Here is a 23,492-nt window from a genome sequence, read left to right as displayed (position 1 = left end):
CTTCTCTGAAGTCGCTAATAGCCGCTGTTGTTCGCTGCGCCCTCGCCACCGAAGCGGCGCGCCGAGAACGCGCCGACCAGCTCCGGCTCGAGCGCGCCGCCTGCGACCATGCGCGCGATCTCGAAGGCGTGGTTGGAGGCGAGCGTCACGCCGGAATGGCAGCAGACGACGAACGCGCCGGGATGCGTTTCCGACTGGTCATAGATCGGAAAGCCGTCCTGCGGCATGACGCGGATGCCGGCCCAGCTCCTGACGACATTGAGCCGCGCCAGATGCGGAAACATCCGCTGCGCGCGATCCGCCATCACCGCGCTGATCGTATGCTTCAGCGCGCGATCGTCGAGCTCGTCCTCCTTGCTGTCGCCAATCATCACCGTGCCCTCGTCGGTCTGGCGGATGGTGGTGAGTGGATGCGGCAGGAATGGCATGGTGCGTTCAGTTACCACGATCTGCCCGCGCGTCGGGCCCATCGGCGCCAAGAGGCCGACCATCGGCGCCAGCATCTGGTTGGCATTGCCCGCGGCAAGCACGATCTTGTGGGCGCGGATCTCGCCTTGCTGCGTCGTCAGGCGGAATTCGCCGCCATTCCTTGTGATCGCCGAGACCGGCCGGTCCGGGAAATAGTCGATGCCGAACGCTTTGAAGCCGGTATGGAACGCGCGAAAAGTGCGCAGCGAATTGACGTGGCCGTCGAACGGACAGAAGCTGCCGCCGGACACCTCCGGGCCGATCAGCGGTAGCATCTTCTTCACCTCTGACGCCGGCAGCATCTCCATGCTGTAATCGGCCGCGCCAACCTGGTTGTGCATGCGCGCGACGAATTGGGTCCGCTGCTCGTACTCGTATTCACCGAGCGTGAGGTGAAAGCCGCCGTTCTGCTGGAGGCAGACGTCGAGGCCGGTCTGGTCCTTCAACTCGGCGGCGAGTCCGGGCCAGGCCTGCGACGCGCGCACTGTCCACACGGTGTAAGCGGGCATGCCGAGCCCCTTGCTCTGCACCCAGACCAGCGCAAAGTTCGCGCGCGAGGCGCGCTTGGCGATGTCTCCCTCGTCGAGCACGGCAACGCTCTTGCCGAGCCGGCCGAGCCCCCAGGCAATGGCGGAGCCGAGCAATCCGCCGCCGACGACGGCGACGTCATATTCCCTGTGCATGCGTTCTCCTATCGCCCGGGATCGCTCTTGCCTGCGAGCACGCGGTCGAGCCCGTAGAAGCGGTCGAGCAGGATGAGGGCAGTCATGGTGACTGCGATGACGCTCGCTGAGACGGATGTCACGAGCGGATCGATGTTGTCCTGGATATAAAGGAACATCCTGACCGGCAACGTTTCGGTGCCTGGCGCTGCAAGGAATACGGTCATCGTCAAATCGTCGAAGGACTGGATGAAGGCGAGCGCCCAGCCGCTGATGACGCCGGGCAGGATCAGCGGCAGGGTCACGCGGCGAAACAGCGTGAAGCCGCCGGCGCCGAGCGACACCGCGGCCATCTCGACCGAACGGTCCATACCGGTCGCCGCTGCCAGCGTCAGGCGCAGCGCGAAGGGAAACACGACGATGACATGGGCGATCAGCAGCGCCGCAAAGGTGCCGCCGAGCCCGAGCGAGGTGAAGAAGCGCAGGAAGGCGATGCCAAGCACGACATGCGGGATCATCAGCGGCGACAGGAATAGCGCTGCCAGCGCATCGCGGCCTGGAAATCTGTAGCGCGCAATCGCGAGCGCCGCCGGCACTGCGAACAGCAGCGCGACGAAGGAGGACACCATCCCGAGCCCGAGGCTGACCCAAAACGCGTGCACGAATTCCGGATAGCTCGCGATCGTCCTGAACCAGCGCAGCGAGAAGCCGTTGGTCGGCAGCGAAAGAAAGCCCTCGGGCGTGAAGGCGACGAGGCAGACCACCACGATCGGCGCCAGCATGAAGACGACGAAAAGCGTGTGGAAAAGAAGTGCGAGCGGTCCGTTCGTCCTCATCGAAACACCTCGGCATAGCGGCGCTCGATCAGCGCGTTGCTGCCGACGACGATCAGCACCAGCGCGAGCAGCAGCAACACCGCGACGGCCGCACCAAGCGGCCAGTTCAGCGTGTTGAGGAACTCGTCATAGGCGAGCGTCGCCGCGACCTTCAGCCTGCGACCGCCGATGATCGCCGGCGTTGCGAACGCGCTCGCCGACAGCGAGAATACGATGATCGCGCCTGACAGCACGCCGGGCATGATCTGCGGCAGGATGATGCGGCGGATGATGGTGAAGGCGCTGGCCCCCAGCGACATCGCGGCGTTCTCGATCTGCGGATCGACGCGCTGGAGCGCGGCCCAGACCGACAGCACCATGAACGGCATCATCACATGCGCAAGAGCGACCACCATGCCGGTCTCGGTGAACATGAAGGGCAAGGGCGCGCGGATCACGCCGAGCGACATCAACAGCTTGTTGACGAGGCCGTTATTGCCACCGAACAAAAGCGCCCAGCCGAGCGTGCGCGCCACGACCGAGATCAGAAGGGGCCCAAGGATCAGGAGCAGGAAGATGCCCTTCCAGCGTCCGCTCATGCGGTTGAGGATGTAAGCCTCGGGCGCACCGAGCACAGCCGTAATCAACGTCGCAAGGAGCGCGATACGGAAGGTGCGCCAGAACATCTCGGCGTAGTAGGGATCGCTCGCGATCTCCTGCCAATTCTTCAGGATGAAGACCGGCTCGATCCCCTTGTACTGGCCCCAGTCGTGAAACGAGAGCATCACGGTCATGACAAGCGGAATCACCAGCACGCCGACGAACAGCATCAGCGCGGGCAGCGTCAGTACCCAGGGCGCGCGTGTCTCTGAGGACGCAGCTTGCGTCGAGGTGTCGGTGGCGGCGGTCATGCAGCGCCTCCGCCCGCCCGCAAGCTCATGTCCTCCACGCGCCAAGCAAGACGGACTGCCTCACCTTCGCCCGGTTGCGGCGTACCGTCATTCTGCCGGATCACGATCGCGGGCCCGCATTCGGTGTCGCACTCGAATAGCCAGTGATTGCCCTGGAAAATCCGCGTGATGATCTTTGCCGCGAGCCCCTCGCCGGCAAAACTGATCCGCTCGGGACGAAGGCTGATCGTTACCGCACCGCTCACGCCCGCCGGGGCCGGCGCTTGCCAGGAGCCTGCGACAAGTCGCGCCGGCGTGGCCGTGCGATCGACGATCGCGGCGAAATCGTTGGTCTTGCCGAGGAACTGCGACACGAAGGCCGATGCCGGCTGCTCATAGGTCTGTTGCGGCGTGCCGATCTGCTCGATCTTGCCCTGGCTCATCACGACGATGCGGTCGGACAGCGACATCGCTTCGTTCTGGTCGTGGGTGACGAGGATCGTGGTGGTGCCGATGGTGCGCTGGATCTGGCGAAGCTCGATCTGCATTTCCTCGCGCAGCTTGGCATCGAGGTTCGACAAGGGCTCGTCAAGCAGTAGCACGCTGGGCTGGATCACCAGCGCCCGCGCCAGCGCCACGCGCTGCTGCTGGCCGCCCGACATGCGCCGCGGATAGCGCTCCTCAAAACCCGCAAGCCCGACCATCGCCAGCGCCGCGCGGACGCGCTCCATGCGCTTGTCCCTGGGTACGCCGCGCATCTCCAGGCCGAAGGCGACGTTCTCGGCCGCGGTCATGTGCGGAAACAGCGCGTAGCTCTGGAACACGATGCCGAGGCCGCGCTTCGCCGGATGCACCTTGGTCAGATCGCGCCCCTCGAGCCGGATCGCGCCACGCGACGGCTCGAGGAAGCCCGCGATCATCTGGAGCGTCGTGGTCTTGCCGCAACCGGAGGGACCGAGGAACGAGATGAACTCGCCCCTCTCCACCGCAAGGCTGAAATCGTCGACTACGGTTTGCGAGCCGAACTGTTTGCCGACGCGATCGAGCTCGAGGAAGGCCATCGACGTTAGCGCTCGACCTCGCGGTTCCATCGCTTGGTCCATTCCTCGCGCTTCTCGTTGATGACGGTCCAGTCGGGATTATAGAGCTTCGCCGCGCGCTCACCGATCGGCGCCATCTTTCCGAGTTCCGGCGGCACGACGAGCGATTTCAGCACCGGCCCGTAGCCGTAGTCTTTGAGCATGATGAGCTGGATGTTTGGATCGAGCAGCTTCTTGATGAAGCTCACCGCGAGTGGCGACGCATTGGGCTTGGCGATCGGACAGGCGGTGGTCAATAGGGTCGCCGCACCCTCCTTCGGGTAAACGAAGTCGACGGGGAAGCCGGTGTTGGCAAAGCTCTGCACGCGCCCCGTGCCCCACACCGCGATGACGGCCTGGCCGGACTGGAACAACTCGGTCATCTTGCCCGGCGACGGTTCATAGGCGAGCACGTTCGGATTGATGTCGTTCTTGAAGATCTTGAAGCCCGCATCGACATTGGCTTCGCCGCCGCCGTTCATCTTGGCGAGCATCACCAGTGCCTCCAGGCCGTAGGTGTTGTTGATCGGCGGGATGACGAGCTGTTTCTGGTACTTCGGATCCTTCAGATCGTTCCACGAGGTCGGCGGCGCCCAGCCTTTCTCCGCAAAGACCTTTGTGTTGTACATTAGCCCGGTCGCGACGAGGCCGATCGCAACGGCACGATCGTCCTTGAAGCGCGCGGCGTCATAGAGATCGGCCGGCAGGCCGTCGAGCTTGCCGCAGAAGCCGAGTTGGATCGCCTGGTACATCGGGCCGTCGTCGACAATGGCGACGTCGATCTGCTGATTGCCCTTCTGCGCCTGGAGTTTTGCCAGCGTATCGGTGGAGTTGCCGGCGACGTATTCGACCTTGACGCTGTTCTCCTTCTCGAAATTCGGGATCACCTCGTCGCGGATCGTCTTCTCGAACGAGCCGCCATAACCGGCGACGTAGAGCGTCTTTTGCTGTGCCGAGACGACCGACGGGGCCGCGGCGAGCGCCGCGATGCTGACCGCTGTCAGAAGGCTGAGAGTCTTCATAAGGACCAATCTCCAATACCGGGATGAGGTGACGTGTCGACGATCAGACGGCCGAAGCGCGCCCGCGTTCCCTTCGGCGCAAAATCCCGATCCGAACAGGGCTCCGGCCCCTGCTCGCGGGTTTTGGTGCGATCGGCAGGCTTTAGGCCCGATCTGCCGAAAAAGCGGGCTGTCTCCAGCGCTGATGAAAAAGATCGCAGAACAATACTTCCATCGTCCAATGAATAATGGCACCATCTACATGCCGAAATGTTATGAATAGGGTACGGGATGGCGCGGATCAATTCGCGGCAGGTGGAGGCCTTCCGCGCGATGATGCAGACCGGCAGCGTGACCGAGGCCGCGAAGCTGATGGTCGTGACGCAGCCGGCGGCCAGCCGGTTGCTCCGCGACTTCCAGGCGCTCTTGAAGATGGAGCTGTTCGAGCGGCGCGGCACCGGGCTGGTGCCGACCGCGGCCGCGACGGCGCTTTACACCGAAGTCGAACGGTCTTTCGTCGGTCTCGAACGTATCACCGCCGCCGCCGAGGAAATCCGCGGCCGCCGCACCGGCTCATTGCGGATCGCCGCCTTGCCGGCGCTCGCGAACGGCTACCTGCCACGGCTCGCCGGGCATTTCCTGAAAGAGCGGCCCAACCTCAACCTCGCCTTCTTCGGCGTGATCTCGCCGATCGTGGTCGACTGGGTGCTGAACAATCAATGCGACATCGGCTTTGCCGAGGTTCCGATTGCGCACTCCGGCCTGCCCAGGCTGCGCCTGCCACCGCTGGCGCGCGTCGCGGTGCTGCCGGACGGGCATCGTCTGGCAGAAAAGGAAGTGCTGGAGCCGCGCGATTTCGAGGGCGAGACGTTCATATCGCTCTCGGCAGGATCTGCGAGCCGACATCTCGTCGACCAGGTCTTCCACCGCAACGACGTCCGCCGCGTGCTGCGCGTCGAGACGACGCTCTCGGAGATCATGTGCGGAATGGTGTCGTCGGGGCTGGGGGTTGCGATCTGCGATCCCATCACAGCGAAGGAATTCGCGACCCGCGGCGTCATCGTGCGCCGCTTCCTGCCGCGCATCGACTTCGAATTCTCCGCCGTTTTTCCCCCCCAGCGCAGCCCCTCGCCGGTTGCGCTCGATCTGGTCGAGGCGCTGCGGCACGCGTTGGGGGAGATGGAGGGGTGAGTGAGCGCGAGCTTGCCTGGCCGAAGCTCGCGGACACAAGGCCAGCCTTCGTCGGGTGTTGGCCCAGTTCCCCAAAAAAGAAGCTGGGGCCTTTTTCGCGCGCGCGGAGGGAAATTGGCCACGAACTGGCGGCTTTCGATTTATTTGACAATCGAGCGATCAGGCGCGAAGCTTGCTCTCATAAAGCTATTGGACGCATTGAAATATCTTAGTTTCTCCTCATATAGATTTTTCATTCATACGGGAGGCCCCATGACAGACGAGAGACTCGCCCGTCTGCGTGCCCACGATAAGAACATCAGCCGATATCGACGCCTGCTTAGAACCAATCTGTCAGATCTTGAGCGCCAATTTCTGGAACAACGCCTGAGCGAGGAAAAGTCGGCCATCGAAAGCCTCGCACATCCTGCTTTCCATCCCCTCACGGATTGAACGACACGATCCCGTTCGCCGCTAACCGCCGGTACCCCGAAATGGGTACCCACGGACCGCGACCTAGATTCGCTTTTGTCGTTTACGGACGCGGGCATAGGTCGAATGATCTGCGCTACCGGGGCTGGCTGAACAATTTCAGGTTCGGAGTTCCTATTGCAAACCCGGCGAAAGGGCCGCCGCTCCAAAGCGCAGCGGCCCTTTGCTATGTGCTCCGTCGACACTCAACAGGTCGATATCCGTAATAGTCCGAGAGCGGTTCTCCCTTCGTCGGCCCATTTCCGATAAGCTGAATTTCGCGTGTTCGGCGGAGCGCAGGTGGACGGCTCCGGTTCGCTTTAGCCAGCCTCGCGCGCTGGAGCCGTTCTCTCTCTACGACCACTCCACTGAATGCCCGAAGGAACAAGCGACTGGGGCGGATGCGGCATTCCCAGCCGTAGCCGCATTCCCTGGGAAAAACTGGCAAAAGGCATTTGCAAGCCAAAAATGCCGTCTAATCTCTACATGATGAGTCGGGGGTTAGTCGTGGGCGTTTATTTGTTATCCCTCGCCGCCTGCCTAGTCGCTATGCTCCTCTTTCTGGCATTCTGCCGATAAGGCCGACAGCGGACATATTTGTTGCCTCCAATCCTCAACCGAACGCGGAAACGACAGTTCCTCGAGGATGGTTTTTGACTGTGCAGGAATGAGCGCATTCACTCCCGCGAGGAGGTGAATGTTTTGCTCGCCTGGATCTTCGCTCTTGTGGTTGCCTTAAGCGTGGCGGTCTTCATTGCCCACGTGATCGACGCGATGCGCACTTGATTGCGCGATCGCAAACAGTGCAGGTGTTTGAGTGCGCTCCGTGGCCGCTATCGTCCGTCAGTTGGTCTAGTGGGTTGTCCGCGATCTCGATGCGGTCAGGTTCGGAGCACCGCCCTTAGCCTTCGGCAGGCAATGGCTCGACTTGCATGCCTCGGTGGCTTGTGCACTCGGCCCGAGATGGTCGGCCAGCACCGACAACAAGCCAGCGACGAAGGCCGCGACCAAGACGCATAGCGTGAGGCTGATTGCTCCGCGCAACAGCAGTTGTCTCAATTCGATGACCACCCCGAGTCCCCCCGAAAGCACATCTTGCCCCGCAAATCCTTAAGTCGACCTTGATGCCCGCTCGGAGCTGCGGGCCTTTAGTTCGGGCTCGAGTGATATTGGCCGGAAGTAGCTCTCTCGGTTCCAATGAATTCTCGCGTTGCGCTGTCGCGTCGACGCCACACTCACGATGTTCCGTCCAGGAACAGATTTTCCAGACTCAACGACGCCGCCGACTTCTGCAATCATCCTCGGTAGCCGGGGCTGGAAGTAGCAATTTATCGACAGTCAATTTTCCCGGATGGCCGCAGGAAGGGGTTGGCCTGCGGCCTTTTCACCGACATTCACGAAAGCGGGGAATGGTGACAACAGTCATAAAGAATTTGCTTTCACGGAAGCAGGCACTTGTTGATCAGCTGAGGAAGACTAGCGCCGTTGACGAGCGAGACAAAATCGAAGGTCAGCTTGAGCAGATCAATACCGCCTTGCATTTTCTCGACAAGCCCGAACCGAAGAGCGGACAATGACCGTCTGAACGGCGGGAAAATCGCTCAACCTCATCGTCGCTGAAGCCGGCCTGCATATCAACAATGGAGGGCTTTGGCCGGGGGATGCGAAGAAGAGGCGGTTTTTTTGGATCCGGGCAAGCCCCGCGCTCCGTAAGGCCCACGTCAGTTTGTCGCCGTAAGATCAGCCGCTTCTTTAGTGGAGGGTCAGATGGCAGTCAGACCCCTGTTAATAGCTCTTTGCATTTTGCCGTTGAGCGTATGCCCGGCGCTGTCCAAAGGAAGTGGCTCTCATTCGGACCCTCCCTGGAATCATGAGCATATAGACGTCTTACCTGCCGACGTTCGCCAATACATCGCAAAAATCTGCAGCGGGCCGCCACAAGCCCAACGCGACTTCGCGACCTACCTACCGAGCGAACACCGGTGGCGCATCAATCTCGAATACCTTCGATGCGACGGCCTCCGTGGTGACTTCCGACGAGGCAATCAGTGTCTTGACGTGGACTTCGTACAAGTTGGCTCACACTTTCGGCTGGTCAGAAACCAATATGCAGCCTGCGGATTCTGACCTGTAAGCCCCTCCGCTGAAAGAACAGAAATTTGGCCCGCCAGCGTGAACCGGCGAGCCTTGGCAACTCCCGACACTGTCACAAGACCGTGGCATTACCGTGCATATTAAAACTAACTGGGATTTCAGTGCCCAGTTAGAAACTGGATCGCTGCGGGGACCCGTGGCATTTCGAGCCCGGCAGCCTGATTTTTTGTTGCTCTATGCGCACGCACGCGTGCGCATAGTAAAAACAAAAGGGCAGGAACATGAGCGATAACTTACCGTCTGCGCCGAGATTTATGGTGCGGCAGGCATCTCAGGGCTGGATGGTCTACGATCGACAACGTAAAGGTCCCGCATTGGTCGGGACTGATCTGGCTCTAGCGGTCAATATGACGAAAGACCAAGCCGAGCGCGTCCAGCGGTTGCTAGCTGCCGACCTGGGCCAAGAGACATCAATGGTGTCAAATAGAACCAATCGCCTGTTCGCTAGTCGTTAGCGCTATGTGAGCCCGCTCCAGTTTTAGTCTCTAGACCGCCGTTAATACGCCGCCAGAGCTCCCCCCCAGGGGTGCCAGTCAACACCTTTTCGGCCTTCCGTTTTGCCGCTTCGTCGTTGGCGCATTCAAATTCCACCGCACCGACTAAGCCGCCGCTTTCATCCAAAATGTGGAGACGGTAATGGATCATTGCACATCCGTGCTTAGGCCCGACATTTTCTGACCCCCTGCTAAGCGAGCTTTGCAAACTCAACGCATTCCAATCGGACACCCGCGCGGAAGAAAGCCCGCCATTGGCGACGGGCTCAAGGCTAAGGGAGAGTAAGGCGCCATGAAGACGCACCCAAAGCGTACGGCGATTCCCAATGATGCGCTGTGTCGCAATTCACACTGTGGACAAGAAAGCATCCCTGGCGCCGCTGAGCTTCGTTGCGCAGCCTCTTGACGAGTACGGTTCAGTCTCAAGTTGCGGCAGCCGCCTGGTACAGGCGGTCGCGCAACCAGGCGTGGCCTCTATCCTCCTGGTCGCGGGGATGCCACAGGGCGACGATACTTGCGGGTGGCAGGTCGAGCGGCGGCGGCGCAAGCTCGAGCTCGTTCGCGAAGCGCATCAGGAAACGCCGTGGCAGAGTGCAGATGCAATCGCTGTTCGCAAGGATCACAGGAGCAAGCGCATAGGTCTGAATCGAGACGGCGACACGCCTGGAGCGGCCGAGCGCAGCAAGTGCGTCGTCGACGAGGCCCGAGAAGCCGCCGCCATCCGCCGAGATCAAGAGATGGTCGAGCGCGCAGAACGCGTCGAGATCCAGCGCGCCGGTGCCGCGGGGATGGCCCTTGCGCTGCGCGGTCAGAAAACCGTCTTCGAACAGCGGACGCTGCATCAAATCGCCGCTCGCGCGGTCGGGCCCCATCACCAGGATGTCGATCTCGCCGCGTTCGAGTCGTTCGAAGACGTCGCGCGTCGGATGGACGAGGGCGAGCCGCGCGCCAGGAGCCATGGTGGTCAATTGCGCGACGAAGCCGGGTGCAAGCGTCACGGCCGGATTCTCGTGAATGGCAACGACGAAGGTGCGCTGGGCCAGCGCGGGGTCGGAAGACGGCCGGCCCCTCCACTATGCGGCGCAGCTTGGCCAATACTTCCGCAAGCTCGGTCTGCAGCTCCACGGCCCTCGGTGTCGGCACCACGCCGCGGCCCGTCGCCGCAGGCACGAATAGCGGGTCGGCGAAGACCTGTCGCAGCCGGTTCGACAGCGCCGGCTGCCCGATGTTCAGCCAAGACGCCGCGCGGGTGACGTTGCGCTCGCGCAAGAGGGCCTCCAGCGCAAGCAGCAGACCGAGATCGATCTCGGGGCGCCGTACCGGCGATGGGTAGAAATCGGCGAAGGCACGCACATGGTGCTCCTCGAAAAGAACCGCCTGCAGGCCTTTGACGCTATCAGTCAGTTCCTCGCCGAGCAGTATGCTCCGGCCGGCGCTTCGCGAGGATGAAAACGCAACATGTGATGACAGAGCCATCGTACGCCCGAGGGGGCTGCCAACGGACACCCACAACCAGTGCGCGGAACTGGCCGCGCATCTGATCCGGCGCGCCGAGGGCACCGGCGTCAGTTGAACAGATCGGGCTCCGCTTCGGTGATCCAGTCCCAGAGCGGCTGGAAGCTGAAATAACCGCCCCTGTGCGTTCCCACCTGGCTTGCGGTCAGCTTGGCGATCTCATGCGGGATCGGCTTTGTCCTGCCGGCCGCTTCCGCAAGCAATTGCGTCCGCGCTGCGTTATCCATCGCGATGTACCACCAGGCGGCCGCCTCGATGGTCGGCCCGACGGTCAGAAGACCATGGTTCTGCAGGATGACGGCCTTCTTCGATCCCAGCGCTTCCGCAATCTTCCGGCCCTCGTCGGCTTCCAGCACGACGCCGGAAAACGGATCGAACAAGGCGTGATCCTCGTAAAAGGCACAGGAGTCCTGCGTCAACGGGTCGAGCTGACGGCCCAGAGCCGACCAGGCCTTGCCATAGGTCGAATGGGTATGGGCCGCCGCGATCACCGCTGGATGGGCCGCGTGGATCGCCGAATGGATCACGAAGCCGGCCTGGTTGATCGGCTTGTCGCCGATCAGGATGTTGCCGTCGTGATCGACGAGCTGAAGGTCGGAGACCTTGATCTGGCCGAAGAACTTTGACAGCGGGTTGATCCAGAAGCGATCCGGAAACTCGGGATCGCGCACCGTGACGTGTCCCGCAAGCCCCTGATCGAAGCCATAGCGCGAGAACAACCGAAAGGTCGCCGCCAAGCGCTGCTTGCGATACAGCCTCTCCTCCTCGAACGAGGCGGACGGCGTCCGCTCGACCAGCGAATATTTCTTTGGCTTGTCGACGATCTTGTTCATCGGTGTGGATCCTTTCCTAGTATTCCAGCTTTTCGTCGAAGACGTCGGCCAGCGGAGCGCCGTGGGCATAGGCGTCGAGATTGACCAGAACCTTGTTGGCCAGCCGCGCCGCATCCCCGCCGCCGGTCCATGACACGTGCGGCGTCAGAACGATCTTCGGATGGCTGTAGATGGGATCGCCATCCGGGGGCGGCTCGGGATCGGTGACATCGAGCGTCGCAGCGGCAATCTGCCCCTCGTCAAGCGCGCGCAACAGTGCCGGCTGGTCGATGATCCGACCGCGCGCCACGTTGATGAGATGCAGTGATGGCTTGGCGCGCGCCAGCACGTTGGCGTTGATCAGACGGGTCGTCTTCGACGTCGCCGGCAACGCGATCACGAGATGGTCCGAGACGGAAACCAGCGTTTCGATGTCGTCGACCGGCTGGACACCCGGAACGGGATATTGCCAGGGCGACCGGCGCAGCACCTTGATCTCGACATCAAACGGTTTCAGCCGCTCGATGACGGCGCGGCCAATTGCACCAAATCCGGCAATGCCAATGGTCTTGCCGCTCAACGAGCCCAGCTGCGTGATCTTCCAGTCCTGCCTGTTGCGCGGGCGGACATCATAGATCCGTTTCTCAAAGCCGAGGATGGCTGCAAGGACATACTCTGCGATCGGATCCGCCGAGATGCCACGTCCAACAGTGACCGCCGGACCATCGAGGAGCCACGCCGGAAAGAAGTCGACGCCCGTCGATGCCGTCTGGATCCAGCGCAGGCCGAACGGCCAGCCCACCGGCTTCTCGGGCGGCGCCTTGCTCCAGCCAGCCAGCGGCCGCGTCAGCAGCACATCAGCCTCCGGCGCGATCTCCCAGGGCGCGTGCCCCTCCGGATGATCGATGATCAGCGGGCGGGACCAGTGATCGACCAGCGAGGCGCGAACGTCCGCGCCAAGCTGATTGACGATGATCGGCGATCGCAAGCTGGCGGGATCGCGGCGGCTGTCGACACGAGGCGTGTTCATCTTGCTGGCTCACGATAACAACGATTGTGGGATGCTAGGCGGTTACTGCGAGATAGTGTTTTCAAAGATCGATTGCGGCTTGCAACAACCACAAAGCACAGCGGCGATGTTGCAGACGAAATTGCCCACGGGTAGACGCCGCCGCTGTCAGTCTCTGACCTCGAGACCACCTATCGGGTCGGCACCGCACCCGTCCACGCGGTGGATGGCGTGTCCTTCGACATCGCACCGCGCGAGACCATCGGCGTTATCGGCGAGTCCGGCTGTGGGAAGTCAACGCTGGGCAAAACGATCCTGCGGCTCGTCGAACCGTCCAGCAGGCAGATTCGCTTCGGTAGCGCCGACCTCACGACGCTGCCGGAGCGATGATCGTTGGGCAGCTACCGGCGCCGCTCAAGTGACCGCATCCGCCTTCTCAAGGTGTCCGTGATGAATTCGAGTTGCTCATATGCGCCACGTTTGGCCGGGGTGGCGCGCTCTGCTCTTGTCGGCTCCGAGCATTAAGTGACCCGACAGTGACCCGAGCCTCAAATCGGCGCTCCTACCGCTGCCGAATGGAAGGGCCAGGGACAAAAAATATCTTGTGAAATCAAGATGGTGGGGGAGGCAGTTTGAACATTTTCTTAGGTATTCAAGTACTTAGGCTAAAGGTGGTAACCAAAAAACCCGTTGAAGACTTTAAGGTTTTTAAAGGGTGGTTACGCCCTGCCCTCGCACCGGCGAAGCAAAATGGGATGGCCAGTCCGCCGGTGCCTTTTATTCCCTAGAGGCTTCCGATAGCCCGGCCCCAAATTATGCGCCACGCCTTCATGCCCTGCGGCGTCGGCCGGCGCGGGACCCAAAGCGCCGGCTAGAAAGGCAGGAACGTCGGCCCTTCCGTCGATCGCCGTCTCGGCATCCGATTGCGCCAGCATCACGACCTGATTTGCGCCAAGAAATCCATCCCCTCCTGGGCGGCGTGCTCTTGGTTCCGTCAGGAATTTACGCAGGTAAATGCGCCCAGCCCGCACCCGTGACACTTTATGACGAGTAAGAATGTGGGGGTGATTGGCCCTGCACTTTACTCGCGTTGATACTTTACGGGACGAGCTCGAAATATGGATGGCGAGCAGCGGCGGATTTTCGTTCGTGATCAGCAATGAAAGCCGCACCGTTCACGGACAGCCTGGCTTCATTGCCTCGTGGCGGCCCATCCACCTGAATAAGTCGGCAATCAAAATTGCTGGGTCTCCCTTCAAAACCTTCGTCGAAGCCGAGAATGCCTGCGAGGCTTTCCTGGTACACCTGACGCAGTAACGAATGGACCTAACTGCGATCGAGCGCGATTTCCTGAGACGGCTGGCTTCCGAATCCTGGATCAGCCCACCGCTCTTCGATCATGAACTCGTCGCCCGGCTAATCGATCTCGGGCTTGTCGAGGCTGACCCGCTTGATTCAGGTGAAGTTGAGTACAGTATCACTGCCGCCGGCCGTGCCGCCCTGTCCTGATCCTGCGCCCCTTGCGCTCGCCCTCCGGTTGCAAGAAAAAGGGCAGCTAATGATTCGATGGCGGACTGCGCAATGGTCAGAATAGCCGTTTGGTTTTTGGCTGCATGCTGGACGACAGGAGCGCAGGCAGAAAGTTGCAAAACCATCCTAGATGCTGCGCGTCGCCTCGACTGTTACGATGACGCTTTCAAGGTTGACCACCTTCTCGTCGACATACTCAACAACCCGCAAGCGGTCGCCGCAATCCTAGCTGCGATCTTCGCTTTGATCAGCGGTGTCGGCGGCCCGCTGGTTGCGTTGCGCATCGGCAAAAGGCAGGCGGCAGCGAGTCAGACCTCAGCGGATGCCGCAATGTTGACCGCGAAGACCGCAGGGTTTCGAGAAATCGCGAAGCTACGGATATCTTGGATGGACAACCTGCGGAATACGCTCGCCGAGTATCATGCCATCCTGATGAATTTAGAGGACGATGAAGCTCTCGCGGCCATTGCCGATGTCGAGGAGAGGAAGGTGCGCCGCAGTGCCAATGAGGAGGAGCTAGAAAAGATCGTTTTGCTGGGCACTCAACTCGATCTTCTGCTCAATAAGGATGACGAAGTTCAGAAGAAGCTCTGGGACATCACTGATGAGATCTATCATCTCGAGAAGAGCGCAGATCGCCAATCCTTGAACGAGCCACTGATGGACGCTGGACGCGCGGTCTTGAAAGGCGAGTGGGAGAAGGTGAAGCGCGAGATGCGCAGCGCCGAATTCCAACCCGGCGAATAGCCGGCGGCCTATCCGGCACAAAATCGATGTGATGGCAGTAACGCCCCCGGTAATGCACGGATGTTGTGGCGGCGCGACATTTGCTGGAAATTAGCAGGCGCGGGCTTAGATTCGCACAAAATACAGGCAGGTGCCTGTTCGTAACTCACCCGGTGCCGACGTAGAGCGTTGCGCCGAGAAGGCACCCGGGTGTCCAATGATCGTCCTGTGCTCACGCTGATTCGAGACGGGCGTCAAGGAACACTGCGGTAACTGCTCTCGTCTCAGTTTGTGTACGTAAAAGCCGAAGGGCGGCCCCGCGCCAACGGGTACCGCCCTTCAAATTTGAAACCCAAGCCACGAAGCTGTGGCAACGGCCTCCCCTTAACAAGGGCTGTTGTACAGCGGCAGGACTGAATGTCCAGCGATTCGTGGCGCATCACACAGGAGATGCGTCGTGCAGCAGCACTTCGATCTGATCCCGCATCCAGTTCAAGGGGGGATCATCTACCAACGACCGAAAGACGGCTACATCAACGCCACAGCCATGTGCCAGGCGGCCGGTAAACAATGGTTCGATTATCGCCGGCTCTCGGCTACGACCGCCTTCGTTGAGGCATTAGCCGCCGAAACGGGAATTCCCGGTTCGGAGATGATCCAGTCCATGAAAGGCGGTGATATTCGCCATCAGGGCACCTGGGTCCACCCTCAGGTCGCCATTCATCTGGCGCAGTGGCTCTCGGCCAAGTTCGCCGTGCAGGTGTCGCAGTGGGTCTACGACTGGATGTCGGGAACTGCGCCGACTTCCCGGATCGAGGTCCCGTACCACCTCCGCCGGTATGTCGCTAATCACCAGAACGTTCCCGTGGGCCACTTCTCGATCTTGACCGAGATGACGCAGATGCTCATCGCCCCCATGGAGATGATGGGTTACACCCTGCCCGAGGATATGGTCCCCGATATCTCGCATGGGCGAATGTACTGCAAATGGCTGCGGGACGAACACGGTATCGATACCGACGCCTTGCCAACCTATCCCCATGTCTACGAGGACGGCAGGCGCGTGCAAGCCAAGGCATATCCCGAAGCTCTCCTGCCAAGCTTCAGGAAGCACTTCCGCGAAGAATGGCTCCCGAACCGGGCGATCGACTATTTCCGCGGGCGCGACAGCGAGGCGCTGCAATACCTGCCGAAGCTGATCGCCAACAAGCCCAAGAAGATGAATTAGACGGGGGAAAGAGGGCTCCAGCGAGCACCCGCTGGAGCCTTCTCCGTGCACGCTCGGTTATCCACTCGCGACAGGCAGTAGCTCGCCGCAGCGCCGACCCACGACGAATCGATAATTTGCGACGTGCCTACGTCCGCGCTTTGATCGCGGCATGAAGCCTAGTCGCCGCGAGGACCGCACACCACTTGGTCACCGCCCGGTCAAGATCACCTTCGGCCAGATGCGCGATGGGCGTGCGCGGCGTTCTGGTCTACTGCTCCGACTACCGGGGCAGCCACTCCATAGCTCTAAGCGCCGATCGCTGGCCCGATGAGCTTCGGCTGTCTGACAATGAGCCGCGCTTCAACGGATTAGAATTTTAATCACGGGGTCCTGGGTTCGAGCCCCAGCGCGCTCACCAAGGCACTTTTCACCAGGTCCGTTTTTCGTGTCCGCACCATGTCCGGAAAATGAAGGACGCATAAAAAAACCCGCCGAGACGCGGCGGGCAAGGCTGGGGACTAGCATCGTAAATAGCACACGATCCTTGTTGCGCGTGTGATGTGGTTCACGGAGGGCAAGAAAAAGCCCGCCTCGAGGGCGGGCTCTTCAGTTACGATCTCGCAGTCTTAACCGACGCGAAGGTTCTCCGCGGCCGCCTTGCCCGAGCGGCGATCCGCCACGATCTCGTAGCTCACGCGAGTGCCTTCGGCGAGCCCGGTGTACCCAGCTTTCTCCACTGCAGAAATGTGAACAAACACATCCTTGCCGCCATCTTCCGGCTGGATGAAACCATAACCCTTGGTTGCGTTAAACCATTTCACAATTCCAATAGCCACGTTCAGAATCTCCACTAGATTTGAAGCGAGCCAATTAAGCAGCGTTTGGCGACGGCATCAAGAAGCCCGCCGGCGTGAACCGGTGGTGCCGATTGTACCGAGGCTCGACGATCTACAGCGACCGCGACCAGCGCATCAGCGCGAGCGACGGCCAACTGCGCCAGGAAGACAGCACGACCGGCGCGTATGCCCGCATTCTTGCCGATCAGACGAGGCGCGCGGTTGAGTGGGCGGCATTGCTGCGGCTTGCGGAGAACTACCACCCGAAACATACGCTGAGAAAGGAACGACTAATCTGTCTGCCGAGTTTCCCGGCCACCTAGGAGAGATCCCCTAGGAACGTCAGTTGACTTGCCCCCAGCTCGCTCATCCTGGAGCTGGGGTTTCTTTTGCCGGACGCCCTCGGGGCTACCAGCGTGGTAAGGTCCGCATATGGACGATGACCTAAAGACCCTGCTGCAACGCGCCGATGAGGTTATCGCGGAGAGCAGGCGCCTTGCCTATGATAACCGTGTCGTCGCGGCTGAAACTAGATTTTGGCTCTGGCATTTCCGCTCAGAAATCGAAGAAACACGGCCTCTCGTGCCCACGAAAGTAAAATGCCCGCCAGCGTGATTTCCGAACCCACAATACTCAGTAGCTCGCTGCCATCGCCGAACGCTAGGAATCGATAATTTGCGAGGCGCCTGGGAGGTCGCTTGAATGGCGGCATGCGTAGCCCCCGCCGCGAGAACCGCACACCGCCCGGTCACCGGCCGGTCAAGATCACCTTCGGCGAGATGCGGGCGATGGGCGTGCGCGGCGTTCTGATCTATTGCGCCGACTATCTTTGCAGCCACAACCTGGCTCTGGGCGTCGATCGCTGGCCCGACGAGCTGCGGCTATCCGACATTGAACCGCGCCTTCTTTGTGCTGCTACCGAGGGGCAGCGGTTCCGGCCGGATTTTAATTGGAACAGGCGGGTCGTGGCGGCGATTGGTTTTCGAAATACGAGACAACCCTGAAGTTCAGAGAGAACCAACCATGATTTCGAGCAGACTGCTGATTGCCGTGCTGGTGACTGTGGGCCTGGCGAGTGCGCCCTTTGCTGCGGAAGGGAAGAAGTACAAGCACCTCCCAACCCAGCCGACACCTGGAATGGCGACAACGCCACCCAGAACTACTTATGGGACAATGGGGACTTCCGTTGGAACTGTGACCGCTCCGTCAGTGGGATCGTACTATAAGCCTTCGGTAGGCGTGACGAACACGGTCCCCACTTGGAGCAACACCAATCCTCCTGCGCGTTAAGTTAAGTTTCCTATCCGGCTATGCGCTTTGTGCCTGTGCGCAGTGTCACAAACCTGTGGCACGGCTATTGCTGTTCAACAATCAACTGGGATTTCAGAGCTCAGTTTGAGAAGAAAACGCTGCCGGGACCCGTTGACTGGCGGGACAGTCCGCGAACGTGTGTCACCAGCCGCTGTCGGTTGCGCTTGCCGATGGATCGGAGCGATGCCGGAGATCGTGGGCGCGATCGGCGATATTCAGCATGACGCGGTGCATCCCACCAGCGCCGTCTCCGATGATGCTGTGCCAGCATCACGACCATCACGCTGAAGGCCAGCGGCGCGGAGTTCGGTGCCGGGATCAAGGTGGCGGTCGAGCGCGGCTGGTTCGAGCTGCACGAGAGCGGGACTTACGTCCGACTGATCAAGGCCGACGCAGAAGCGGTCCCAGTCGGTACGTAACTGAGACCGTCATGCTGCTTTTGCCAGATGCGCTCCGACCGGAACTGGCGTGACCTAATCGGAGCGGATTCAAAACTGCTCAAGGTCGGCCGCGTTCCCAGACTCGTAAAATTATCCGCAAGCGAGCTTTGGCTAGTCAGTAGGCCCGCCCCATGGCGGCGGGGCTTTACGCTCGACCAGTGGCGCGACTTGAACTTCATCAGGCGAGCGATCTACCAGTGGCTTGCCTGCTGTCGCATGATCACGTCCTCGAAGAAGATGGGTGTCTATTGACGTTCCCGCCCCAACCGACTGCACAGGTTCCTCATCCCGCACCATCTTCCGCACTGCTTGGTGCTGCTTAAGCGCGCCGTTTGCCCGCCGAGCTTCATGAAACCTGTGGAACACGGTCGTCGCGTATCTCTGCCTAGCCCATCCATGCTGGTGCGCGAGTTGATAGAACGGATTAAAGATACGCCCAAGCCAGATCGAACCGTATGCACGGGCATAAGCATTGCCCAAACCGTAGGGAGTAATCAGGGCAGTCAGCAACGTCGCTATCACAGCAAACTTGATTACCGATCGGAGCACGTCTGCCTCCCACGTAGCTTGTTTACTGAGAATGCGGCCTGCTGCACCTCGAACGCCTGCCTCGAGCTGCCGCGTCGAATGCCTCGCGATGAAACTGATTCCAGTTGCTAAATGGCCAATACGACGGCCCGGTGCGGACACTAGCCATCAATGCCGCAGAAGGCTGGTCGCGCGTCGATCGGGAAAGCAACCGTGTGCGACTGATCACGCGCGTGTCGAGCGCGCTTTGCTCCATGTTGGCATCTCCTATTTGGATGCCCTTGTGCGGTCTGGAGCCTGCCTCGCCATGCCCGCTCAGTCTTTCACCTATGACGCAGTTCTGCGCCGTTTGCAGTCACTCCAAATGAGCAGTCCCAAATAGTGAGCGGGATGCCCCCTCAGCGCTCAACTGCCGTGCAGGACGGCCGCATCCATATCGAGAAGAACACGCGCCATTCCTCTACACTGAAGGCCACCGACCCGGAGTTCGGCGCCGGCATCAAGCATGCGGTCGAGCGCGGCTGGCTCGAGCTGCACGAGAGCGGCACGTATGTGCGGCTCTTGAAGACAGAGGCCGCCAACTGAGACGGCCTTACCACGCCTCATCCTTTGGGAACGGCTCGTAAGGCGGCGAGTGCTTCCCGGGACTGCATCAAATCAGCAAGCCTGTCTGCGGCTCGATCTATTCTGCGAAGGGCTTCCGACTGCTGGAGGCAGAAACGCGTCATACTGAGGTCACGTCGCGCAGCCCACACCTCGTGCAACACATGATCGAGCGCCTCCACGACATTGGTCCCGGGTACGGTGCGGCGCACAGGCCCGCGTTGATTAGCCATTGAACTACTCCTCCAGATGATGCTCGTCCGAAGTCGGAGGCCCCTTGTCCCATAGTCGGGACTATCCTGCTTTATAGCGAACTCGCCCGCTGTGGCTGATCTGCGGCGCATGTAGGAGTTGTGCTGCCGCCCAACGAACACAGGCTCCTGCTCTGCCCGAGAGCAAGATTCATGTGCGCCGGCTGCTGCGAACAGAAATGGATCGAAAAAACTTGCGCAACCTCATCTTCTCGACCAGCGACAATACCGATCCGCACACAAATGGCCGACGCTATTTCGCGGTCATTCGATAGCCGACGGTCACCCGGGAAAGCTATGCAGTCTGTGCCAGTGCGGGCATGCGGCGGCGACTAGTGTCCAGCAAGTTCGCAACTGGACCGAAGCCCCGCGCTCTGTTCTCGTTATTGCCTGAACTGGCCGGCGATGACTTTGCTGCCGGTTGGGAACAAGAATCGGCTGTGCTGTTTAGGGAGTCCGGGGGACGAGAGTGTGTCAGGAGTACCCTCATGATCAGGAAAATTGTTATCGCAACAGCGGCAACTGCCGTGATTGCGTTTGCCCCTACAGCAGCCTCAGCGCGTGCGGGCTTCCACGGAGGCGGCTTCCACAGAGCTGGGCTCCACAGCGCTGGTTTCCACAGAACCGGCTTCCACAGAGCCGGCGGTTGGCGCGGCGGCGTCGCTTGGCACCGCAGCGGCCGGGGGTGGCGTGGACCAGCTGTAGCAGCTGGCGTGGGGCTCGGCCTCGCGAGTGCAGCCACCTGGGGCCGCCCTGGTTGGAATCAAGGTTGGGGCTGGAATCAAGGTGCGGGATGGAATCAAAGTTGGGGTTGGAATCAAGGATGGGGGCCGAGTTCAAGTTATGCTGCCTGGGGTGGTAGCTGCACGCAGTGGCGCCGAGTCTGGACCGGTCGGGGATGGCGCACTGTGCCCGTGAACGTTTGCCGATGACCGCCGTCTAAGCGGACCCCGCTGAGGCCAGCGGGCCCTATGGTCATCGCCCCAGCCGGCGGGCGTGGGCAGCCAGCCGCCGGGGGGGTTTCTATTTCCGTCGACAGTGTTGCATCCAAGCTCTAGCGGCGCAGCCACATTGTCGCCACGATTGGTTCCAGCCGGTCGGATCGACCAGCGCGCTGGCATGGCTAGGCTCGGCACATCTTCGGCGGGGGCGTGTGCCGGGCCGCCAGCCAACCCGGCGCGCGACCCGCATCACGCTACACGAAGGTTCGCGTGCCACACTTCCATTTGCAGTGAAGGTTGTGCCCGCAATGACATCTTGGTGTTTCATTAGAGAGCGGCCGGCATCGCGGTCAGGTACGCACCTCCGCTATCACTGGGCCGTCTGATGACGCGGCGAAAAACTCTCCAGCTGCGCCGAAAGCTTCCGTCCGGGACGGGCCTCGCGCTACTGGTGTTTGTCGCGAACATCCTGATGGCAATGCTCGCCTGGGTCGACGTCGGCCGCGTCCTGAACTGAGATGTCCCACTGACGCAGGCTGAACGCAGCCGTGACGCCGGCGAATACATCGCCGCGCTGCCCAAGGCCGTGCATGATGCCCCGGAATGGCAAGCGGCGATGAAAGCCCTGATCCTGGTGGCCGAGCAAGGCGGCCCGACGATGCTCGCGCGGATTGGCATCATGCGTGCCTTGAACTGCGGAAAGCCGTCGCCAGATTCCGGACCGCAGCGCGCTCACCGCTTGTTGTAAGCTTGCTGCCCGATCTGCGCCGGACGCGGCGTGAGGACCGCGATCTGATGCGGCGACGCTGGCATTCCCGCCATCGTCTGTATGAAAGGCGAGTAGTCCTGCTCCGCGCCAGCCGGTCCCAGCACCATCAATTGATGCGGTGTGATCGGGAGGCCCGCGATTTCATAAACCGGCAGGTCCGCTGCGACAACGTCGATGGTGCCCAGTATGAGAGTGGCAAGTGCGACGCCCGATAACCGATAAAACATGATACGGCTCCATTTCTCGAAATCTTCGGTCAGCTCCGATGCGCGTTCAGGGCGGGCCAGACGCAGCGAGCCGCCACAGCGCAGAAAATGAGACGTGCTGAAAGACATGTTGGCGCGGTGTCGGTGCACAAGATCACCATGGCGATGCTAGCGCCGGCCGTGGGCGGAAGTCCTTAAGCCGTCCTTACATTTGGCTGAGCTTTCTCTTATGGATGCCGGGAGTGCCGAGGCCCGCCGGTTCACGCTGGCGGGCCTTGTCGTTCACCGTCTTAACAGTCGGCAATATATCGCGAGCCGCTGGCGGTTGCGCCTCCTGCGCGATCGGCGTTGGTATCGAACCCGGGAATTTTTCGAGTGGTCGCTGATCTATTTTCTGCCGGGCCAAATTTGCTGCTTTGTGGGAATTGGGCTTCAGGCAATCGGGCCGCTAGGCAAAGGCTGGCGGCCCACCACAAGCCGACGCGCTCGAGATGTCGGCTGCGATACCGCTCATTGGCTCATTCCCAGACCATTGCGGATAAGGACGTCGAGAGCCCATCTGTGCTTGACGCATTCGCATGTCACTTTATCCGCAGCGAGAACCGCATACCGCCTGGTCAGCGCCCGATCAAGATCACATTCGGCGAGATGCGCGACGTGGCGTGCGCGGCGTCCTGGTCTACTGCTCGGACTACCGTTGCAGCCACAACGTGGCCCTGAATGCCGATCGCCGGCCGGATGAGGTGCGCCTGTCCGACATCGAGCTGCGCTTCACCTGCACCGCCTGCGGCAGGCGCGGTGCCGATGTCCGGCCGGACTTCAACTGGAATAGGCCGCCGACTCCGGCGATGGGATATCGATGAAGCTCACCGCAGAACGTCCCTTCTCCGACCCGGAAGCCGCAGCGCGCAAGCTCATTGAGATCGCCGCTGGCATTCAGGCCATCCAGGACGGCCAGCTTCCGCGCGACGCTGGCTCAAAATATCAATTTTTTGGCGCATGATAGCAAGCTTTGTTTGGCCGCAATGCGCTAACGCCCGGCACTATGCAAGTACGACAAAAAGCGGCTGCGATAATCAACACAGTCGCACGAAAAGACCGCGGTTCGCTAGGACGTGGCTTCAGACTCCTAAGACAGCATGATCGTTGTTCCTGGCTTCGGTTGTTTGGCTTGCCGCTTGGTTGGCTGCGATGGTCTGGATGTTGTTCAGATTGTAGCCCGCCGGTCTCACGGGCTAACATCGTGCTTATTGCAGCCAGATCGCTTTTCCGGATGATCTATTGTGAGCAGCGAAGCCGTATGCCTGACTTGTAGCCAACCCCGAGTGCTTAAGGGCGCTTTTGCTGTCGCAAAGGGTTACGACCTGGGATTCTACGAATGCGTTGGCTGCGGCAGCGACCTGTGGCTTGTTGCCAGAGCGTCCAAACCATCGATAGCTAAGCTACGGAGGGGACGACCTTCTCGCGGTCAACAGCTCAAGGCAATAGACGCCGCGCTAAAGAAATTTGCTCGGCTCGCAGTTGCTCCAAAGCAGAAAGGCCCGCCAGCGTGAACAGGCGGGCCTCGTGCTCATCGACCGAGCCGTGAGCGGTGCATATCG

25 protein-coding genes and 1 pseudogene are annotated in these 23,492 nt (G+C 60.9%); 14 read left to right on the top strand and 12 right to left on the bottom strand.

Annotation, left to right across the window (positions count from 1 at the left end; genetic code table 11):
* Positions 1-14: 14 nt before the first annotated feature.
* From Q3C01_RS33380 to Q3C01_RS33360, 5 genes are read right to left on the bottom strand one after another with little or no spacing between them, the layout of a single operon-like run.
* On the bottom strand, positions 15-1,151 hold the full coding sequence (locus Q3C01_RS33380; RefSeq protein ID WP_458149519.1) for an NAD(P)/FAD-dependent oxidoreductase: 1,137 nt from the start codon (positions 1,149-1,151) through the stop codon (positions 15-17).
* 8 nt (positions 1,152-1,159) lie between these two features.
* Entirely contained in the window at positions 1,160-1,966 is an 807-nt protein-coding gene (locus tag Q3C01_RS33375) for an ABC transporter permease (RefSeq protein ID WP_458149518.1), read from the bottom strand.
* Positions 1,963-2,856 (bottom strand): ABC transporter permease, encoded by an 894-nt coding sequence (locus Q3C01_RS33370; RefSeq protein WP_458149517.1) that lies wholly within the window; start codon positions 2,854-2,856, stop codon positions 1,963-1,965. Before Q3C01_RS33370 ends, Q3C01_RS33375 begins: the two co-directional genes overlap by 4 nt.
* Complete coding sequence (locus Q3C01_RS33365; RefSeq protein ID WP_458149516.1) at positions 2,853-3,896, bottom strand: ABC transporter ATP-binding protein; 1,044 nt, start codon at positions 3,894-3,896, stop codon at positions 2,853-2,855. Before Q3C01_RS33365 ends, Q3C01_RS33370 begins: the two co-directional genes overlap by 4 nt.
* Positions 3,897-3,901: 5 nt before the next feature.
* A complete protein-coding gene (locus tag Q3C01_RS33360) occupies positions 3,902-4,936 on the bottom strand; it encodes an ABC transporter substrate-binding protein (protein WP_458149515.1) in 1,035 nt (344 codons plus the stop codon).
* A 270-nt stretch (positions 4,937-5,206) separates the two neighbouring features.
* Between Q3C01_RS33360 and Q3C01_RS33355 the strand changes: the two genes are divergently transcribed.
* The 3 genes from Q3C01_RS33355 to Q3C01_RS33345 all read left to right on the top strand — a co-directional run bounded on the left by Q3C01_RS33355 (position 5,207) and on the right by Q3C01_RS33345 (position 8,133).
* On the top strand, positions 5,207-6,106 hold the full coding sequence (locus tag Q3C01_RS33355; RefSeq protein WP_458149514.1) for a LysR substrate-binding domain-containing protein: 900 nt from the start codon (positions 5,207-5,209) through the stop codon (positions 6,104-6,106).
* 252 nt (positions 6,107-6,358) lie between these two features.
* Positions 6,359-6,538: a hypothetical protein gene (locus tag Q3C01_RS33350; protein WP_458149513.1), complete on the top strand. Its 180-nt coding sequence runs from the start codon at positions 6,359-6,361 to the stop codon at positions 6,536-6,538.
* Positions 6,539-7,965: 1,427 nt separating this feature from the next.
* On the top strand, positions 7,966-8,133 hold the full coding sequence (locus tag Q3C01_RS33345) for a hypothetical protein (protein ID WP_458149512.1): 168 nt from the start codon (positions 7,966-7,968) through the stop codon (positions 8,131-8,133).
* A gap of 1,493 nt (positions 8,134-9,626) precedes the next feature.
* Here the strand turns inward: Q3C01_RS33345 and Q3C01_RS33340 are convergent.
* The 4 genes and pseudogenes from Q3C01_RS33340 to Q3C01_RS33325 form a co-directional block, all read right to left on the bottom strand.
* The gene (locus tag Q3C01_RS33340; RefSeq protein ID WP_458149511.1) at positions 9,627-10,202 is read right to left on the bottom strand and encodes a LysR substrate-binding domain-containing protein; all 576 of its coding nucleotides are present in this window, start codon (positions 10,200-10,202) and stop codon (positions 9,627-9,629) included.
* A 187-nt stretch (positions 10,203-10,389) separates the two neighbouring features.
* Positions 10,390-10,680: pseudogene (locus Q3C01_RS33335) on the bottom strand (LysR family transcriptional regulator); the annotation flags it as partial.
* Positions 10,681-10,769: 89 nt separating this feature from the next.
* Positions 10,770-11,552, bottom strand: a complete 783-nt coding sequence (locus tag Q3C01_RS33330) for a class II aldolase/adducin family protein (protein WP_458149510.1) — start codon at positions 11,550-11,552, stop codon at positions 10,770-10,772.
* A 16-nt stretch (positions 11,553-11,568) separates the two neighbouring features.
* Positions 11,569-12,561: an NAD(P)-dependent oxidoreductase gene (locus Q3C01_RS33325; protein ID WP_458149509.1), complete on the bottom strand. Its 993-nt coding sequence runs from the start codon at positions 12,559-12,561 to the stop codon at positions 11,569-11,571.
* A gap of 210 nt (positions 12,562-12,771) precedes the next feature.
* Between Q3C01_RS33325 and Q3C01_RS33320 the strand changes: the two genes are divergently transcribed.
* From Q3C01_RS33320 to Q3C01_RS33300, 5 genes are all read left to right on the top strand, one after another.
* Entirely contained in the window at positions 12,772-12,930 is a 159-nt protein-coding gene (locus Q3C01_RS33320) for an ATP-binding cassette domain-containing protein (RefSeq protein WP_458149508.1), read from the top strand.
* A 732-nt stretch (positions 12,931-13,662) separates the two neighbouring features.
* Positions 13,663-13,857 (top strand): hypothetical protein, encoded by a 195-nt coding sequence (locus Q3C01_RS33315; protein ID WP_458149507.1) that lies wholly within the window; start codon positions 13,663-13,665, stop codon positions 13,855-13,857.
* Positions 13,858-13,860: 3 nt separating this feature from the next.
* The gene (locus Q3C01_RS33310; RefSeq protein ID WP_458149506.1) at positions 13,861-14,049 is read left to right on the top strand and encodes a hypothetical protein; all 189 of its coding nucleotides are present in this window, start codon (positions 13,861-13,863) and stop codon (positions 14,047-14,049) included.
* A gap of 72 nt (positions 14,050-14,121) precedes the next feature.
* Positions 14,122-14,817, top strand: a complete 696-nt coding sequence (locus Q3C01_RS33305; protein ID WP_458149505.1) for a hypothetical protein — start codon at positions 14,122-14,124, stop codon at positions 14,815-14,817.
* 436 nt (positions 14,818-15,253) lie between these two features.
* Positions 15,254-16,024, top strand: coding sequence for a KilA-N domain-containing protein (locus tag Q3C01_RS33300; RefSeq protein ID WP_458149504.1), 771 nt, complete (start codon positions 15,254-15,256; stop codon positions 16,022-16,024).
* Between the two features lie 608 nt (positions 16,025-16,632).
* Here the strand turns inward: Q3C01_RS33300 and Q3C01_RS33295 are convergent.
* Complete coding sequence (locus Q3C01_RS33295; protein ID WP_458149503.1) at positions 16,633-16,842, bottom strand: cold-shock protein; 210 nt, start codon at positions 16,840-16,842, stop codon at positions 16,633-16,635.
* A gap of 92 nt (positions 16,843-16,934) precedes the next feature.
* Here Q3C01_RS33295 and Q3C01_RS33290 point away from each other — a divergent pair, with 92 nt between their 5' ends.
* The 4 genes from Q3C01_RS33290 (at position 16,935) to Q3C01_RS33275 (ending at position 19,706) form a co-directional block, all read left to right on the top strand.
* Positions 16,935-17,165, top strand: a complete 231-nt coding sequence (locus tag Q3C01_RS33290; RefSeq protein ID WP_458149502.1) for a hypothetical protein — start codon at positions 16,935-16,937, stop codon at positions 17,163-17,165.
* Positions 17,166-17,540: 375 nt separating this feature from the next.
* Positions 17,541-17,846: a hypothetical protein gene (locus Q3C01_RS33285; protein ID WP_458149501.1), complete on the top strand. Its 306-nt coding sequence runs from the start codon at positions 17,541-17,543 to the stop codon at positions 17,844-17,846.
* Positions 17,847-17,865: 19 nt separating this feature from the next.
* Complete coding sequence (locus Q3C01_RS33280) at positions 17,866-18,132, top strand: hypothetical protein (RefSeq protein WP_458149500.1); 267 nt, start codon at positions 17,866-17,868, stop codon at positions 18,130-18,132.
* A gap of 1,379 nt (positions 18,133-19,511) precedes the next feature.
* Positions 19,512-19,706: a hypothetical protein gene (locus Q3C01_RS33275; protein WP_458149499.1), complete on the top strand. Its 195-nt coding sequence runs from the start codon at positions 19,512-19,514 to the stop codon at positions 19,704-19,706.
* 1,655 nt (positions 19,707-21,361) lie between these two features.
* Here the strand turns inward: Q3C01_RS33275 and Q3C01_RS33270 are convergent.
* Positions 21,362-21,652 carry a hypothetical protein gene (locus tag Q3C01_RS33270; protein WP_458149498.1) on the bottom strand — a complete coding sequence of 97 codons (291 nt, stop codon included), beginning with the start codon at positions 21,650-21,652 and terminating at the stop codon, positions 21,362-21,364.
* The gene (locus Q3C01_RS33265) at positions 21,649-22,020 is read right to left on the bottom strand and encodes a hypothetical protein (RefSeq protein WP_458149497.1); all 372 of its coding nucleotides are present in this window, start codon (positions 22,018-22,020) and stop codon (positions 21,649-21,651) included. Before Q3C01_RS33265 ends, Q3C01_RS33270 begins: the two co-directional genes overlap by 4 nt.
* A 581-nt stretch (positions 22,021-22,601) precedes the next feature.
* Between Q3C01_RS33265 and Q3C01_RS33260 the strand changes: the two genes are divergently transcribed.
* The gene (locus Q3C01_RS33260) at positions 22,602-22,754 is read left to right on the top strand and encodes a hypothetical protein (protein ID WP_458149496.1); all 153 of its coding nucleotides are present in this window, start codon (positions 22,602-22,604) and stop codon (positions 22,752-22,754) included.
* Positions 22,751-22,894: a hypothetical protein gene (locus Q3C01_RS33255; protein ID WP_458149495.1), complete on the top strand. Its 144-nt coding sequence runs from the start codon at positions 22,751-22,753 to the stop codon at positions 22,892-22,894. Before Q3C01_RS33260 ends, Q3C01_RS33255 begins: the two co-directional genes overlap by 4 nt.
* The last annotated feature ends 598 nt before the right edge of the window (positions 22,895-23,492 follow it).

The organism is Bradyrhizobium sp. UFLA05-109, from assembly GCF_054185165.1.
This window is presented reverse-complemented; position numbering and strand designations above follow the sequence as displayed.